The following is a 15,171-nucleotide window of genomic DNA, read 5'->3' on the forward strand; positions in this document are numbered from 1 at the left end:
CGTCAGGAAGGTCACTCGCCGCCCTCCTCGGCTGCTGCCGCCGCCGCTGCCGCCGCGAGCTTGTCGGCGGTCTTGCGGGCGGCGCCCAGCTCCTTCGGCTCCTCCGCGCCCGGGTCCAGCGCGGGCGGCGCGGGCACCGTCCACATCCACTCGCGGAGCTTGTCCCGCTCGTGGGTGAGTTCGAGGATGTCCGTCTCCGCGTACTCGAACTCCGGTGACCAGAACAGCGCGTCGAAAGGACAGACCTCGATACAGATCCCGCAGTACATGCAGAGCGAGAAGTCGATGGCGAACCGGTCCAGGACGTTACGGCTGCGCTCCCGCCCGCCGGGGGCCGCGGCCGGGACCGTCTCCTTGTGGGAGTCGATGTAGATGCACCAGTCGGGGCACTCACGGGCGCAGAGCATGCAGACCGTGCAGTTCTCCTCGAACAGGCCGATCACCCCGCGCGTGCGGGGCGGCAGTTCGGGCTGCACCTCGGGGTACTGGGCGGTGACGGTCTTTCTCGTCATCGTCCGCAGGGTGACGGCCAGACCTTTGGCCAGGCCGGATCCGGGGATCGGGGACATCAGCTGATCGCCACCTTCACGATGCCGGTGAGCGCGATCTGCGCGAGGGCGAGGGGGACAAGGACGGTCCAGGCGAGTTTCTGGAGCTGGTCCTCGCGCAGCCGCGGATAGCTGACCCGCAGCCAGATCACGACGAACGCGAGGACGGCGGTCTTCAGCAGCGTCCAGACCCAGCCGGCGCTGTCGGGGCCGAACGGGCCGTGCCAGCCGCCGAGGAAGAGGACGGTGGTCAGCGCGCACAGCACGACGATGCCCGCGTACTCGGCGAGCAGGAACAGCGCGAAGCGCAGCCCCGTGTACTCGGTGTAGGCGCCGAAGATGATCTCGGAGTCGGCGACCGGCATGTCGAAGGGCGGGCGCTGGAGTTCGGCCAGCCCCGCGACGAAGAAGACCAGCGCGCCGACGATCTGCCAGGGCAGCCACCACCACTGGAACGCGTCGAGAATGCCCGGCAGCGAGACCGTCCCGGCCGCCATGGCGACGGAGGCCGCGGCGAGCAGCATCGGCAGCTCGTACGCGAGGAGCTGGGCGGCGGTCCGCAGTCCGCCCAGGAGGGAGAACTTGTTGGCCGAGGCCCAGCCCGCCATGAGCGAGCCGAGCACCCCGACGCCCATCACCGCGAGCACGAAGAAGACGCCCGCGTCGACGGCCTGGCCGACCGCGCCCTCCCCCCGCCCGACCGGGATGACGAGCACGACCAGGAGGTACGGGAGGAGGGAGACGGCGGGGGCGAGCTGGAAGACACGGCGGTCGGCGCTGGCCGGGACCACGTCCTCCTTCTGCACGAACTTCACACCGTCCGCGACGAGCTGGGCCCAGCCGTGGAAACCGCCCGCGTGCATGGGGCCGAGCCGGCCCTGCATGTGCGCCATCACCTTGTGCTCGGTCTGCCCGACCACGAGCGGGACCACCATGAACACGGCGAAGACGATGAGCAGCCTGAGGGCGACGTCGAGCACGTCGTTCACGCGTCTCCTTCGGGACGGTCGCGGTCGGGTTCGGGTGCGGGCCTGGATTCCGGCGTGGGCTCAGGTGCGGGTGCCGGTGCGGGCTTGGATTCCGGCGCGGGCTCGGATGAGGGCACGGGCTCGCGCCACGGTGCGTCCGCGGTGGGCTTCGCCGCCGGCCGCTGGCTCGCCGAGCCCGCCGAGACGCTGCGCGACCGCCGTACCGGACGGTCACCGCCCGCGCCCGCCGGACCCGCGCCACCCGCCGCCGCGCCTGCCGCACCCGCCGTGCGGGCCCCGCGCGCCGGGCGGGCCGGGGCGGGTGGCAGCTGGCCCTTGAGCGGACCCCACTCGTTCGGGTCGGGCACACCGGGCGGCAGCATCTGGCGCCGCTTCGGGCCGCCGTGCCCGGCCGCCGCCTCGCCCGGCTCCTTCGCGCCCGGCCACGCCTTGGCCACCCGGGCCGCGAGGACGAAGTCCTTGCGCAGCGGATGGCCCTCGAACTCCTCGGGGAGCAGAAGGTGGACCAGGTTCGGATGGCCGGTGAAGGTGACGCCGAACATCTCGTACGTCTCCCGCTCGTGCCAGCCGGCGCCCGCGTACACGCCGATGGCGGTCGGCAGGACGGCCGCGTCGTGCGGCACGGTCGTACGGACGAGGAGGCGCCGCACCCGGCCCCGCTCCAGCGCGGCGACATGGGCGCCGACGCGGAAGCTGGTGCCCGGTTCGTCGACGGCGCTCAGCCAGTCGAAGTAGGTGCAGTCCAGCCCGTCGCGGGCGGTCTCCAGAGCGGCGAGCCAGCCGGCGGCCGGGACGTCGACGGTGAGCAGACCGTGGGCGAGTTCGGCCGTGGCGTCCGGGCCGAAGATCTCGGTGACGGCGTCCGGGAGCCGGTCGTACGCGCTCACGCGCCCCCCTCCCCCGGCGCCGGGACCCCCGGGGCCCCCGGCGTCGGCGGCGGCGCGACAAGGCCGCTGCTCAGCGCGGCGGCCGAGGGCCGGCCGGCCGTCGCGTACCGCTCACCGAGCGACTCGCGGGCGATCTTCTCCTGAAGCTTGAGAATGCCCTGGAGCAGCGCCTCGGGACGCGGCGGGCAGCCCGGTACGTAGACATCGACCGGGATGATCTGGTCGACGCCCTTCGTCACCGAGTAGGAGTCCCAGTACGGGCCGCCGCAGTTGGAGCAGGCGCCGAAGGAGATCACGTACTTCGGCTCGGGCATCTGCTCGTACAGCCGCTTGACCGCGGGCGCCATCTTGTCCGTGACGGTGCCGGAGACGACCATCAGATCGGCCTGGCGCGGTCCCGGGGCGAAGGGGATGACGCCCAGCCGGATGAAGTCGTGCCGGGCCATGGACGCGGCGATGAACTCGATCGCGCAGCAGGCGAGTCCGAAGTTGAAGACCCAGAGGCTGTAGCGGCGGCCCCAGTTGAGGATCACCTTCATCGGCTCGGGGGCCAGCCGCGAGAGCACACCGAGCTTCGGCTCGGGAAGTGCTACAGGCGCGCTGCGCGCGGGAGTCGTGCCGGTCTCGGGAGTCACGTCCATTCCAGGACGCCCTTCTTCCATGCGTAGAGCAGTCCCACGGCGAGGAAACCGAGGAAGACGAACATCTCGACCAGCGTCGTGGCGCCATATCCCGGGGCCGCGAAAATCGTCGCCCATGGGAAAAGGAAGATCGAGTCGACCGCGAAGATCACATAAAGGAACGCGTAGACGTAGTAGCGGACCTGGGTGTGCGCCCAGCCCTCGCCCACGGGGTCGACACCGCATTCGTACGTGAGCAGCTTCTCCGGCGTCGGCACCACCGGCCGCAGCAGACGTCCCGCTCCGAAGGCCACGGCGACGAAGAGCGCCCCGACGACCGCGAGCAGTCCGACGACCGCGTAGCCCTGGAAGTAGTCCGACGCGAGAACGGTCGGTTGCGACACGCCCGCCCCTCGCTCCCTGACCTCGTATGGACCTCGTACGGACCCTGTATGGACCGTGTATCGACTTCATCGGCTTCTTCGACGACTTGTACGGACGGGAGTCTAGGCCCTGTTAAAGAGCCGGTAAGCAGTCGCGTCCGAGGTAATGGGCGGTCGCGCGTGGCACAGGGGGGATATCCCTACTCCGTCACCACCGAGCCACCCCATGGCGCCCGGCCCGCGCCGCAGGGCACGCTGGGGCTCCATGACCATGCCGTAGTCCGGGAGCAAGCCCGTGAGCAGCACCCCCTCCGCCCAAGCAGCCGCCGCGGCGGCGCCCACGACCGACGACGGCCGGCCGCCGCCCGCGCGCTTCGGCTACGACCGGCACACCTGGCGGGAGATCGCGTTCCTGCTGACGAATTTCCCCGTCGCGCTGATCGGTTTCCTTTACGCGGTGACGACGGTGTCCACCGGGGTGTCCCTTTCGGTCACCGTGATCGGTCTGCCGTGGCTCGTCGTCGGGCTGAGCGGCGCGCGCTGGCTCGGCCGCCAGGAGCGGGCGCGGGCGCGCGCGCTGCTGGGGGTACGGATCGACGAGCCGAGCCCGCTGTACCGGCGCAAGGAGAGCACGCTCGGCCGGATCTGGACGGGCCTGCGGGATCCGGTGGCCTGGCGGACCATGCTGTACGGGTTCATCAGACTGCCCTGGGGCGTGGCGACGTTCGCGGTCACGCTGGTGGGGCTGCTCGTCCTCTGGCCCGTCCTGCCGTTCGTGGTGCGGGCGCTGACCAATGCGGACCGGGCGATGGTGCGCGGGCTGCTGTCGCCGTCCGACGAGCTGGAGCGGCGGATCGCGGAGCTGGAGTCGGACCGGGGGGTGGTCGTGGACACGGCGGCGGCCGATCTGCGCCGTATCGAACGCGATCTGCACGACGGCGCCCAGGCCCGGCTGGTCGCGCTCGCGATGGGCCTCGGCCTGGCGAAGGAGAAGCTGCTGGAGGACCCGGAGGCCGCGGCCCTCATGGTCGACGAGGCCCACGGCGAGGTGAAGCTCGCCCTCCAGGAGCTGCGCGACCTCGCCCGCGGCATCCACCCGGCCGTCCTCACCGACCGCGGCCTCGACGCGGCGCTCTCCTCCGTCGCCTCGCGCTGCACGGTCCCGGTGAAGGTGACGGTGGATCTGCCCGCCCGGCCGGCGGCGGCGATCGAGGGCATCGCGTACTTCACCGTCTCCGAGCTGCTCCAGAACGTCAGCAAGCACAGTGGGGCGCGGATGGCGTCCGTCGATGTGTGGCGGACGGAGCAGCGGCTGCTGATCCAGGTACGGGACGACGGGCGCGGCGGCGCGCGGATGGACGGCGGTACGGGGATGGCGGGGCTGTCGGAGCGGCTGGGCGCGGTCGACGGGCTGTTCGTCCTGGACTCCCCGCCGGGCGGGCCGACGACGGTGACGGCGGAGCTGCCGTGGCGGGAGCGGGAGCGGGAGCGCGCCTGACCGTCCGTCCCCTGTACGCGCCGTACGGGGGAAAACCCCCGGCGAAGAGGGCGACCGTCCTCATGGTGCGGGCCCGCCCGGCCGCCGCACCATGGACGGACACGGACGCCACACCGCCCGCCCACGCCACCCGCTCCCAGATCGGACGAGACACCGATGGCCACGGATCACGGATCGCAGCCGCGCCCCCGCCTCCCCCTGCCGCCCGCGCTGCGCGCGCCGTTCGGGGGCCGCGCCTGGCGCGAGTTCGGCTATGTGCTGCTCAGCCTGCCGATCAGCGTCGTGCTCTTCGCGTACGCGATCACGATGGTCTCCCTCGGGACCGGGCTGCTCGTCACGTTCCTCGGGGTGCCCGTGCTGGCGCTGGCGCTCGTCGGCTGCCGGGGCATCGGCGCGCTGGAGCGGGCGCGGGCCCGGGCGCTGCTGGGGGTCGAGATAGCGGAGCCGGAGCCGGTCCGTGCCCGTACGGAGGAGAAGGGGCTGCTGCCGTGGATCGGCGCGGTCCTGAAGAGCGGGGTGTCCTGGCGCCATCTGGTGTACGCGGTACTGCACTTCCCGTGGGCGGTGTGCGCGTTCGTGGTCGCGGTGACGTTCTGGGTCACGAGCTGGGGGCTGCTCCTCTATCCGCTGTGGTACCCGCAGCGGAGCGATGCGACGGGGTTCGTGCTCTTCGCGGACACCCGGGGGCACCGGTTCTATCTGGACAGCCCGTTCGAGATCGCGGCCGTCACCGCCGTCGGGCTGGTCGCCGTCATGGCCTGCCCGTGGCTGGTCCGGGGCCTCACGGCGGTGGACCGGCTGATGGTCACCGGGCTGCTCGGGCCCTCGCGGCTGGCCGGCCGGGTCGCGGAGCTGGAGTCGGACCGGGGGGTGGTCGTGGACACGGCGGCGGCCGATCTGCGCCGTATCGAACGCGATCTGCACGACGGCGCCCAGGCCCGGCTGGTCGCGCTCGCCATGGATCTGGGGCTGGCGAAGGAGAAGCTGCCGGCGGACCCGGAGGCGGCAGCGCGCATGGTCGACGAGGCCCACGGCGAGGTGAAGGTGGCTCTCCAGGAGCTGCGCGACCTCGCCCGGGGCATCCACCCGGCCGTCCTCACCGACCGCGGCCTCGACGCGGCGCTCTCCTCCGTCGCGTCCCGCTGCGCGGTCCCGGTGAAGGTGACGGTGGATCTGCCCGCCCGGCCGGCTGCGGCGATCGAGGGCATCGCGTACTTCACCGTCTCCGAGCTGCTCCAGAACATCAGCAAGCACGCGCGGGCGACCCGGGCGGCGGTGGAGGTGTGGCAGACGCGGGACCGGCTGATGATCCAGGTCACGGACGACGGCCGGGGCGGCGCGGACCCGGCGACGGGCAGCGGGCTGGCCGGGCTGACGGAGCGGCTGGGCGCGGTCGACGGGGTGCTGGTCGTGGACTCCCCGCCCGGCGGGCCGACGACGGTGACGGCGGAGCTGCCCTGGCGCGGCTGATCCGCGCGGCGGGCGGGTCCCGTGCCTCTGGAGGGGGGCGGAGTGGTCCGAATCCTGGGATGCTGGTGGGACCAGGGGCGCGACAGACTTCGGCAGTGGGGGATTCGGATCCGTGAAGGACGTGCAGGACAGAGTGCGTGTGGTCATCGCCGAGGACTCGGTGCTGCTGCGGGAGGGCCTGACCAGGCTGCTGACCGACCGCGGGCACGACGTGGTCGCGGGCGTGGGTGACGGCGAGGCGCTGGTCAAGACCGTCGACGATCTGGTGGGCGCGGGGACGCCGCCGGACGTGGTGGTGGCGGACGTACGGATGCCGCCGACCCACACCGACGAGGGCGTACGGGCGGCGGTGCGGCTGCGCAAGGACCACCCGGGGATCGGGGTGCTGGTGCTGTCGCAGTACGTCGAGGAGCAGTACGCGACCGAGCTGCTGGGCGGCAGCAGCCGGGGCGTCGGGTATCTGCTGAAGGACCGGGTCGCGGAGGTCCGGGAGTTCGTGGACGCCGTGGTCCGGGTGGCGGGCGGCGGTACGGCGCTGGATCCCGAGGTGGTGGCCCAGCTGCTCGGCCGGAGCCGCAAGCAGGATGTGCTGGCCGGGCTGACCCCGCGTGAGCGGGAGGTGCTGGGGCTGATGGCCGAGGGCCGGACGAACTCGGCGGTGGCCAAGCAGCTCGTGGTGAGCGACGGCGCGGTCGAGAAGCACGTCAGCAATATCTTCCTGAAGCTCGGGCTGTCGCCGAGCGTGGGCGATCACCGCCGGGTGCTGGCCGTACTGACGTATCTCAGATCCTGATCCGGTACGGTCCCGGCCGGTCCGGATCGGCCGCTCCGGATCGCGCTCCAGCGCGCCTCAAGCGCGGCCCCGAACAGTCCACCGTCGAATACAGGTGCGAATCCGCCCCGCCATCGAAACCAGCAGAAGTCCTAGACACAAAGGCTGAGGGCACGTCAGCCCTCTTCCGCACACACAAGGCCGGGAAGCATGACAAATTGGTACGCCGAGACGTCGCGCACGGCGTCCGCCGTCCGGCCGGTCAAGGAAAGGCAATCCTTACCGACGTAGGGTGGCCGGTCTCCGGGACCGCCGGGCGACCGGCACGCTCCGGGCCCGCCGCCTCCAAGGAGGTCAAGTTCAGTGACCAGCCAGGTCAGTAGCCCGGCCGAGCAGGCCGACGAGACCCACGGTGCGGGCGGCGGCGACGACCGCGCCCTCGGCGAACAGCGAGCGCCGCTGCGCAGACGCGCGGGCGACAAGGAAGTCCGCCGTCTGGACCGGGTGATCATCCGTTTCGCGGGTGACTCGGGCGACGGGATGCAGCTGACGGGCGACCGGTTCACCTCGGAGACCGCGTCCTTCGGGAACGACCTGTCGACACTGCCGAACTTCCCGGCGGAGATCCGGGCCCCCGCCGGGACCCTGCCGGGTGTCTCCTCCTTCCAGCTGCACTTCGCCGACCACGACATCCTCACCCCGGGCGACGCGCCGAACGTGCTCGTCGCGATGAACCCGGCGGCGCTGAAGGCGAACATCGGCGATGTGCCGCGCGGCGCGGACATCATCGTGAACACCGACGAGTTCACCAAGCGCCCGATGGCCAAGGTCGGTTACCAGGTCTCCCCGCTGGAGGACGGCTCGCTCGACGCGTACCGGATCCACCCGGTGCCGCTGACGACACTGACGATCGAGGCGCTCAAGGAGTTCGGGCTGCCCCGCAGGGAGGCCGAGCGCAGCAAGAACATGTTCGCGCTCGGGCTGCTGTCGTGGATGTACCACCGGCCCACGGAGGGGACGGAGCGCTTCCTCCGGGTCAAGTTCGCGAAGAAGCCGCAGATCGCCGAGGCGAACGTGGCCGCGTTCCGGGCCGGCTGGAACTTCGGCGAGACGACCGAGGACTTCGCGGTCAGCTACGAAGTGGCCCCGGCCGGCGCCGCGTTCCCGCCCGGCACGTACCGCAACATCTCCGGCAATCTCGCCCTCTCGTACGGTCTGATCGCCGCCGGCCACCAGGCGGAGCTGCCGCTCTACCTCGGCTCGTACCCGATCACCCCGGCCTCGGACATCCTGCACGAGCTGTCCAAGCACAAGAACTTCGGCGTACGGACCTTCCAGGCCGAGGACGAGATCGCCGCCATCGGCGCGGCCCTGGGCGCGGCCTTCGGCGGCGCGCTCGCCGTGACCACCACCTCCGGGCCCGGGGTGGCGCTCAAGTCGGAGACGATCGGGCTCGCGGTCTCGCTGGAGCTGCCGCTGCTCGTCGTCGCCATCCAGCGCGGCGGCCCGTCCACCGGGCTGCCCACCAAGACGGAGCAGGCCGATCTCCTCCAGGCGATGTACGGGCGCAACGGCGAGGCCCCGGTGCCGGTGCTCGCGCCCCGGACGCCGGCCGACTGCTTCGACACCGCGCTGGACGCGGCCCGGATCGCGCTGACGTACCGTACGCCGGTCCTGCTGCTCTCCGACGGCTATCTCGCCAACGGCTCCGAGCCCTGGCGGGTCCCGGACACCGCTGAACTCCCCGATCTGCGGGTCCGGTTCGCCACCGCCGCGAACCATGAACTGGCCGACGGCACCGAGGTGTTCTGGCCGTACAAACGCGACCCGCTGACGCTGGCGCGGCCCTGGGCTGTCCCCGGCACACCCGGTCTCGAACACCGGATCGGCGGCATCGAGAAGCAGGACGGCACGGGCAATATCTCCTACGACCCGGCCAACCACGACTTCATGGTCCGCACCCGGCAGGCCAAGATCGACGGCATCGAGGTCCCCGCCACCGGGGTCGACGATCCGGACGGCGCCCGCACGCTGGTGCTGGGCTGGGGCTCGACCTACGGGCCGATCACCGCCGCCGTGCGCCGACTGCGCGCGGCGGGCGTGCCGATCGCGCAGGCGCATCTGCGCCATCTCAACCCCTTCCCGCGCGATCTGGGGGAGGTGCTGCGCCGTTACGACAAGGTCGTGGTGCCGGAGATGAACCTCGGTCAGCTCGCCACGATGATCCGCGCGAAGTATCTGGTCGACGCCCACTCGTACAACCAGGTCAACGGCATGCCGTTCAAGGCCGAGCAGCTCGCCACGGCCCTCAAGGAGGCCATCGATGCCTGACGACATGACGACCAGGGCCATCAGCAACGAGCTGCTGACACTGGTGCCCCGGGCCGAGTCCAAGCAGGTCATGAAGGACTTCAAGTCAGACCAGGAGGTCCGCTGGTGCCCCGGCTGCGGGGACTACGCGGTCCTCGCCGCCGTCCAGGGCTTCATGCCGGAGCTGGGTCTCGCCAGAGAGAACATCGTGTTCGTCTCGGGCATCGGCTGCTCCTCCCGCTTCCCGTACTACATGAATACGTACGGGATGCACTCGATCCACGGCCGCGCGCCCGCCATCGCGACCGGGCTCGCCACCTCGCGCCGTGATCTGTCGGTCTGGGTGGTAACCGGCGACGGCGACGCGCTCTCCATCGGCGGCAACCATCTGATCCACGCACTGCGCCGGAACGTCAATCTGAAGATCCTGCTGTTCAACAACCGGATCTACGGACTGACCAAGGGCCAGTACTCCCCCACCTCCGAGGTAGGGAAGATCACCAAGTCGACGCCGATGGGCTCGCTGGACGCGCCCTTCAACCCGGTGTCCCTGGCGCTCGGCGCGGAGGCGTCGTTCGTGGCCCGCACGGTCGACTCGGACCGCAAGCATCTGACGGAGGTGCTGCGGCAGGCCGCCGAGCACCCGGGCACGGCGCTGGTGGAGATCTACCAGAACTGCAACATCTTCAACGACGGCGCCTTCGAGGTCCTCAAGGACAAGGAGCGGGCGGCGGAGGCGGTGATCCGGCTGGAGCACGGACAGCCGATGCGCTTCGGCACGGACGGCGCGAAGGGCGTCGTACGGAACCGGGCCACCGGCGATCTGGAGGTCGTCCCCGTCACCGCCGCGAACGAGGCGGACGTCCTCGTCCACGACGCGCACGCGGCGAGCCCGACCACCGCGTTCGCGCTCTCGCGCCTCGCCGACGCGGACACGCTGCACCACACGCCCATCGGGGTGCTGCGCAGCGTGAAGCGGCCGGTCTACGACACGCTGATGTCCGACCAGCTGGACGCGGCGGTCGAGCGGCAGGGCAAGGGCGACCTCGGCGCGCTGCTGGCGGGCGGCGACACCTGGACGGTCGCGGGCTGAGCGCCGCCCGGATCGAAAGCTAAACCGAGGCCCGGATCCCCTATTCCGCCGTCAGGGGGGTCCGGGCCTCGTCGTACGCCTCCCGCGCCTGGAAGACCTCCTCCAGCCGCCGTTCGGTCCAGCGCGCCAGCCCCCACACCTGCTCGGCGGCCTCCCGCCCCAGCTCCGTCAGCGAGTAGTCCACGCGCGGCGGGATGACGGCCTTGGCGTCGCGGTGGACGAAGCCGTCGCGCTCCAGCGTCTGGAGGGTCTGGGCGAGCATCTTCTCGCTGACACCGCCGACCTCGCGCCGCAGCTCGCTGAAGCGGTACGAGCGCTCCAGCAGCGCGGCCAGGACCAGCACGCCCCAGCGGCTCGTGACGTGCTCCAGGACGAGCCGGGAGGGGCACATCGTCCGGTTGACGTTCGGCGTATTACTTACTGTCATACCAGTACCTTACTTCAAGGTGGGTACTTTCACTTAGTTAGTGCGGCCCATAAGGTGAGTGCATTCGATACCGCACAAAACCGCACGGACTGGAGACCACCCCCATGAGCATCGTCGTCACCGGAGCCACCGGACACCTCGGCCGTCTCGTCGTGGAAGCCCTGCTCGCCGCCGATGTACCGGCCGACGGGATCGCCGCCGTCGTCAGGAACAAGGAGAAGGCCGCCGGGCTCGTGGCCCTCGGTGTCGAGCTGCGGGTCGCCGACTACAGCGCCCCCGAGACGCTGAAGGACGCCTTCCGCTCCGGCGACCGGGTCCTACTGGTCTCCGGCAGCGAGGTCGGACAGCGCGTGGCGCAGCACACCGCCGTCATCGACGCCGCGAAGGCGGCGGGCGTGGCCCAGCTCGCGTACACCGGTGTCCTGGGCGGCCCGGAGGCCGACTTCGACCTGGCGGCCGAGCACAAGATCACCGAGCAGGCGATCCTGGACTCCGGTCTGCCGTACACCTTCCTGCGCAACGGCTGGTACACGGAGAACTACACCGACAACCTCGCGCCGGTGCTGGAGCACGGCGCCGTCGTCGCCAACGCGGGCGAGGGCCGGATCGCCTCCGCGACCCGCGCGGACTACGCCGCCGCTGCCGCCGCCGTCCTGACCGGCGAGGGCCACCTGAACAAGGCGTACGAGCTGAGCGGCGACACGGCGTGGTCGCTCGCGGAGTACGCGGCCGAGATCGCGCGCCAGACCGGCAAGGACATCGCGTACAGCAACGTGCCGGCCGAGACCCATCTCCAGATCCTGACCGGCGCCGGCCTGCCCGAGGCGTTCGCCGCGATCCTCGTGGACGTGGACGCCGCGATCGAGCGCGGGCGGCTGGCCGGCACCACCGGCGACCTGGCGCGGCTGACCGGCCGTCCGACCACGCCGTTCGCCGAGACGATCGCCACGGCGCTCAAGGGCTGACGGCCACGCCCACCTCGGTCCCGCAACACCCTCTGCGGCGTCATGACCGTATGACGATACGAACATGACATCCTGGCCCGCGCGGCGCTACCTTCGACGGGGCTCGTCCGTCCCGGCAGGGGACGGCGCGCGCGGGACGGGGAGGTCCAGTGAAAGCGGAGGGCGAACAGCGGGCGGGACTGCTGTACGGGATCGGCGCCTACGGCATGTGGGGGCTGGTCCCGCTCTACTGGCCGCTCCTCCATCCGGCCGGCGCCATGGAGATCCTCGCCCACCGGATGGTCTGGTCCCTGGGCGTCGTCGTGATCACGCTCCTGGTGCTGCGCCGCTGGGCGTGGATACGGGAGCTGCTGCGGCAGCCGCGCAGGCTGGCGCTCATCGCGGTGGCCGCCTCCACGATCTCCGTCAACTGGGGCGTCTACATCTGGGCGGTCAACACCGGCCGGGTCGTGGAGGCGTCCCTCGGGTACTTCATCAACCCGCTGGTGACCATCGCCATGGGCGTCCTGCTGCTCAAGGAGCGGCTGCGGGCGGCCCAGTGGACGGCGGTCGGTATCGCCATCGGCGCCGTGCTGGTCCTCGCGGTCGGCTACGGGCGACCGCCGTGGATCTCGCTGACGCTCGCCTTCTCGTTCGCGACGTACGGACTGGTCAAGAAGAAGGTCAACCTCGGCGGTCTGGAGTCGCTGGCGGCCGAGACCGCCGTGCTCTTCCTGCCCGCGCTCGGCTATCTCATCTGGCTGAGCGCGACCGGCGCGGCCACGATCGGCTCCGGGGGCGCGGGCCATGTGGCGCTGCTCGCCGGCACCGGGCTGATCACCGCCGTGCCGCTGATCTGCTTCGGCGCGGCGGCCATCCGGGTGCCGCTGTCGACGCTCGGACTGCTCCAGTATCTGGCCCCGGTCTTCCAGTTCCTGCTGGGCATCTTCTACTTCCACGAGGAGATGCCGCCGGAGCGCTGGGCCGGCTTCTCCCTGGTCTGGCTGGCGCTGTCGGTCCTGACGTGGGACGCGCTGCGGACGGCGCACCGCAACAAGGCGCAGGTGCAGGCGCTCCGGCTGACGGCGGCGGCCGAGGCGGCGGCTGTGACTCCGGCTGTGGCGGCGTCTCCGGCTGTGACTCCGGCTCCTCAGGGGCTGACGCCCTCCGCGACGACCCCGCGCGAGCCCTCGGCCTGACCGGATCCACCGCCGGATCCGGCGGCCGGTCGGATACGGGCGTTCCGCCGCCGCAGCCCGGTGGCCATGACCAGCGCGCCGAGGACCACCCCGGCCACCGGGACCAGCAGCGCCGCCCGGTACGCCGTCAGCGCGGCGGCCGGGGAGCCGTCCGTACCCGCGACGGCCAGGCCGTACACCGCCGTCACCGCCGAGATCCCGACCGCCGAGCCGAACTGGGTCGCGGTGTGCAGCAGCCCGCCCGCCAGCCCCTGTTCCCCCGGGGCCACCCCGTCCGTCGCCGCGATGGCCAGCGGCCCGTACACCAGCGCGAAGGCGACGCCGGTCAGCAGCAGGGTCGGGAACATCGCGGCATACGTCCAGTCCGGGCCGATGGGCAGGAACAGTCCGTACGACACGATCGCGAGCAGGAATCCGCCGAGCGCCACCCGGACCGTGCCGAACCGGTTCACCAGGAGCGGGGTCAGCAGCGGGGCGAGCACCGCGTCGCACCCCATGACCACCAGCGCGAGCGCGGTCTCCAGGGACGACCAGCCGCGCAGCTCCTGGAGGTAGAGCGTGACGACGAACTGGAAGCCGAAGAACGAGCCGACGAAGAGCAGCGCGCCCAGGTCCGCGCGGACCATCGCCGCCCGGCGGAAGATCCCGAGACGCACCAGCGGCGCGGGCGAGCGGCGCTCGATCACCGTGAAGACGCCCAGCAGCGCCAGTCCGGCGGCGAAGGCGCCGGCCGTCACCCGGAGGCCCGAACCGGCGTGTTCGAGCCGCAGGATCCCGTACGCCAGGAGCAGCATCGCCCCGGCCGCGGCGGCGGCGCCCGGCAGATCGAAGCCGCGCGGACCGCGGAGCGATGCGGGCCCGGTCCCGGATGCGGCCCGGTCGCCGCGCGGCAGCAGCCGTACGGCGGCGGCCAGGATCACCGCCGAGGTCAGCACCGGCGCGAAGAACACCCAGCGCCAGCCCAGTTCGGTCAGCAGCCCGCCGATGACCAGCCCGAGCGAGAACCCGGCGGCGCTCGTACCGGCGAAGATCAGCAGGGCCCGGTTGCGGCGCGGCCCCTCCTCGTACGACGTGGTGATGATCGACATCGCCGCCGGTGTCATGAACGCGGCTGCCACGCCGGTGATGAAGCGGGCCACGACCAGCGTCGCGCCGTCGCCCGCGAACCCGCCCAGGCCGGAGAAGAGCAGAAAGACCACGAGCGAGCCGAGGAACATCCGGCGACGGCCGAGCAGATCGGCCGCCCGGCCGCCGAGCAGGGTGAATCCGGCGTAGCCGAGGACGTACGCGCTCATCACCCAGGCCGCGGTGCCGGTCGACAGCCCCAGCTCGGCGCGGATCGAGGGGATGGCCACCGCGAGCATCGCGACATCGGCGCCCTCCAGGAAGACCGTCCCGCAGAGGACGAGAAGCAGCGCGACGGGTGCGGATCGGGCGGGTGACATGCGGAAACCCCTTGAGGAGCGGCAGGCGGCGGAGCGGCAGGCGTAGGAGCGGCAGGCGGAGGTAGCGGTTACCGGGACGAGGGTCGGTTCCTTCTTGTAACCGCTCACAGCCTGCGGCAGCATGACCACCTATGGAAGAAGGCACTTCGAAGTCACCGGGTTACCGCGAGGGAACCGGCTCCTCCGTCGACGACGAGGATCTCGACCCCTTCCAGTGGGACACCCGGGAGGACTGCGAGGTACGGCAGATCCTCGACCGGGTCGCCGGCAAGTGGTCGCTGCTGGTCATCGCCCTGCTGGACCGCCGCAGGCTGCGCTTCACCGAGCTGCGCCGGGAGATCGACGGCATCAGCCAGCGGATGCTGACGGTCACCCTGCGGCAGCTGGAGCGGGACGGGCTGGTGCGGCGTACGGTGCATCCGGTCGTGCCGCCCCGGGTGGACTACGAACTGACGTCACTGGGCCGCACCCTGCACACCACGATCCGCGCGCTGGTCACCTGGACCGAGGAGCACCAGACGGAGGTGGCGGCGGCCCGCGCCGCGTACGACGCGGCCGAGCGCTGACGGCCACGCCTGGGGCGTCA

15 protein-coding genes are annotated in these 15,171 nt (G+C 71.6%); 8 read left to right on the plus strand and 7 right to left on the minus strand.

Annotated features, from left to right (window positions below):
• Nucleotides 1-11: 11 nt before the first annotated feature.
• Genes DVK44_RS12270 through DVK44_RS12290 form a run of 5 tightly spaced genes read right to left on the minus strand, consistent with a single transcriptional unit; the run spans nt 12 to nt 3,448 of the window.
• Nucleotides 12-569 carry a NuoI/complex I 23 kDa subunit family protein gene (locus DVK44_RS12270; RefSeq protein ID WP_114659701.1) on the minus strand — a complete coding sequence of 186 codons (558 nt, stop codon included), beginning with the start codon at nt 567-569 and terminating at the stop codon, nt 12-14.
• On the minus strand, nt 569-1,537 hold the full coding sequence (locus DVK44_RS12275; RefSeq protein ID WP_114659702.1) for a complex I subunit 1/NuoH family protein: 969 nt from the start codon (nt 1,535-1,537) through the stop codon (nt 569-571). The genes DVK44_RS12270 and DVK44_RS12275 overlap by 1 nt, the downstream gene beginning before the upstream one ends.
• On the minus strand, nt 1,534-2,424 hold the full coding sequence (locus tag DVK44_RS12280) for an NADH-quinone oxidoreductase subunit C (protein WP_114659703.1): 891 nt from the start codon (nt 2,422-2,424) through the stop codon (nt 1,534-1,536). The genes DVK44_RS12275 and DVK44_RS12280 overlap by 4 nt, the downstream gene beginning before the upstream one ends.
• Nucleotides 2,421-3,065, minus strand: a complete 645-nt coding sequence (locus DVK44_RS12285) for an NADH-quinone oxidoreductase subunit B (RefSeq protein WP_114659704.1) — start codon at nt 3,063-3,065, stop codon at nt 2,421-2,423. Before DVK44_RS12285 ends, DVK44_RS12280 begins: the two co-directional genes overlap by 4 nt.
• Nucleotides 3,056-3,448, minus strand: a complete 393-nt coding sequence (locus DVK44_RS12290) for an NADH-quinone oxidoreductase subunit A (protein WP_114659705.1) — start codon at nt 3,446-3,448, stop codon at nt 3,056-3,058. Before DVK44_RS12290 ends, DVK44_RS12285 begins: the two co-directional genes overlap by 10 nt.
• Nucleotides 3,449-3,722: 274 nt before the next feature.
• Here DVK44_RS12290 and DVK44_RS12300 point away from each other — a divergent pair, with 274 nt between their 5' ends.
• The 5 genes from DVK44_RS12300 (at nt 3,723) to DVK44_RS12320 (ending at nt 10,570) form a co-directional block, all read left to right on the plus strand.
• Complete coding sequence (locus tag DVK44_RS12300) at nt 3,723-4,925, plus strand: sensor histidine kinase (RefSeq protein WP_114659707.1); 1,203 nt, start codon at nt 3,723-3,725, stop codon at nt 4,923-4,925.
• 156 nt (nt 4,926-5,081) lie between these two features.
• Nucleotides 5,082-6,395, plus strand: a complete 1,314-nt coding sequence (locus DVK44_RS12305; protein ID WP_114659708.1) for a sensor histidine kinase — start codon at nt 5,082-5,084, stop codon at nt 6,393-6,395.
• 133 nt (nt 6,396-6,528) lie between these two features.
• Nucleotides 6,529-7,188, plus strand: a complete 660-nt coding sequence (locus DVK44_RS12310; RefSeq protein WP_114665079.1) for a response regulator transcription factor — start codon at nt 6,529-6,531, stop codon at nt 7,186-7,188.
• Nucleotides 7,189-7,530: 342 nt separating this feature from the next.
• On the plus strand, nt 7,531-9,498 hold the full coding sequence (locus DVK44_RS12315) for a 2-oxoacid:acceptor oxidoreductase subunit alpha (protein ID WP_114659709.1): 1,968 nt from the start codon (nt 7,531-7,533) through the stop codon (nt 9,496-9,498).
• Nucleotides 9,491-10,570: a 2-oxoacid:ferredoxin oxidoreductase subunit beta gene (locus tag DVK44_RS12320; RefSeq protein ID WP_228447100.1), complete on the plus strand. Its 1,080-nt coding sequence runs from the start codon at nt 9,491-9,493 to the stop codon at nt 10,568-10,570. The genes DVK44_RS12315 and DVK44_RS12320 overlap by 8 nt, the downstream gene beginning before the upstream one ends.
• A gap of 40 nt (nt 10,571-10,610) precedes the next feature.
• Here DVK44_RS12320 and DVK44_RS12325 read toward each other — a convergent pair whose 3' ends face one another.
• Nucleotides 10,611-10,997 carry a winged helix-turn-helix transcriptional regulator gene (locus DVK44_RS12325; protein ID WP_114659710.1) on the minus strand — a complete coding sequence of 129 codons (387 nt, stop codon included), beginning with the start codon at nt 10,995-10,997 and terminating at the stop codon, nt 10,611-10,613.
• A 104-nt stretch (nt 10,998-11,101) separates the two neighbouring features.
• Here DVK44_RS12325 and DVK44_RS12330 point away from each other — a divergent pair, with 104 nt between their 5' ends.
• Entirely contained in the window at nt 11,102-11,962 is an 861-nt protein-coding gene (locus DVK44_RS12330) for an SDR family oxidoreductase (protein WP_114659711.1), read from the plus strand.
• 149 nt (nt 11,963-12,111) lie between these two features.
• Entirely contained in the window at nt 12,112-13,140 is a 1,029-nt protein-coding gene (gene rarD / locus DVK44_RS12335) for an EamA family transporter RarD (RefSeq protein WP_114659712.1), read from the plus strand.
• On the opposite strand, the gene DVK44_RS12340 is transcribed toward rarD, so the two are convergent.
• Complete coding sequence (locus DVK44_RS12340) at nt 13,092-14,585, minus strand: MFS transporter (RefSeq protein WP_228447101.1); 1,494 nt, start codon at nt 14,583-14,585, stop codon at nt 13,092-13,094. The two genes, rarD and DVK44_RS12340, sit on opposite strands and share 49 nt — an antisense overlap.
• A 131-nt stretch (nt 14,586-14,716) precedes the next feature.
• On the opposite strand from DVK44_RS12340, the gene DVK44_RS12345 reads away from it, so the two are divergent.
• The gene (locus tag DVK44_RS12345) at nt 14,717-15,151 is read left to right on the plus strand and encodes a winged helix-turn-helix transcriptional regulator (protein ID WP_114659713.1); all 435 of its coding nucleotides are present in this window, start codon (nt 14,717-14,719) and stop codon (nt 15,149-15,151) included.
• The last annotated feature ends 20 nt before the right edge of the window (nt 15,152-15,171 follow it).

The sequence above is a fragment of the Streptomyces paludis genome (assembly GCF_003344965.1).
In the GTDB taxonomy this organism is placed as follows: Bacteria; Actinomycetota; Actinomycetes; order Streptomycetales; family Streptomycetaceae; genus Streptomyces; species Streptomyces paludis.

Bases quoted from the DNA above. Each gene is read 5' to 3' on its own strand.
- DVK44_RS12345 (WP_114659713.1), top strand. From the start codon at position 14,717: ATGGAAGAAGGCACTTCGAAGTCACCGGGTTACCGCGAGGGAACCGGC.
- DVK44_RS12305 (WP_114659708.1), top strand. From the start codon at position 5,082: ATGGCCACGGATCACGGATCGCAGCCGCGCCCCCGCCTCCCCCTGCCG.
- DVK44_RS12285 (WP_114659704.1), bottom strand. From the start codon at position 3,065: ATGGACGTGACTCCCGAGACCGGCACGACTCCCGCGCGCAGCGCGCCT.
- DVK44_RS12320 (WP_228447100.1), top strand. From the start codon at position 9,491: ATGCCTGACGACATGACGACCAGGGCCATCAGCAACGAGCTGCTGACA.
- DVK44_RS12270 (WP_114659701.1), bottom strand. From the start codon at position 569: ATGTCCCCGATCCCCGGATCCGGCCTGGCCAAAGGTCTGGCCGTCACC.
- DVK44_RS12325 (WP_114659710.1), bottom strand. From the start codon at position 10,997: ATGACAGTAAGTAATACGCCGAACGTCAACCGGACGATGTGCCCCTCC.
- DVK44_RS12330 (WP_114659711.1), top strand. From the start codon at position 11,102: ATGAGCATCGTCGTCACCGGAGCCACCGGACACCTCGGCCGTCTCGTC.
- DVK44_RS12340 (WP_228447101.1), bottom strand. From the start codon at position 14,585: ATGTCACCCGCCCGATCCGCACCCGTCGCGCTGCTTCTCGTCCTCTGC.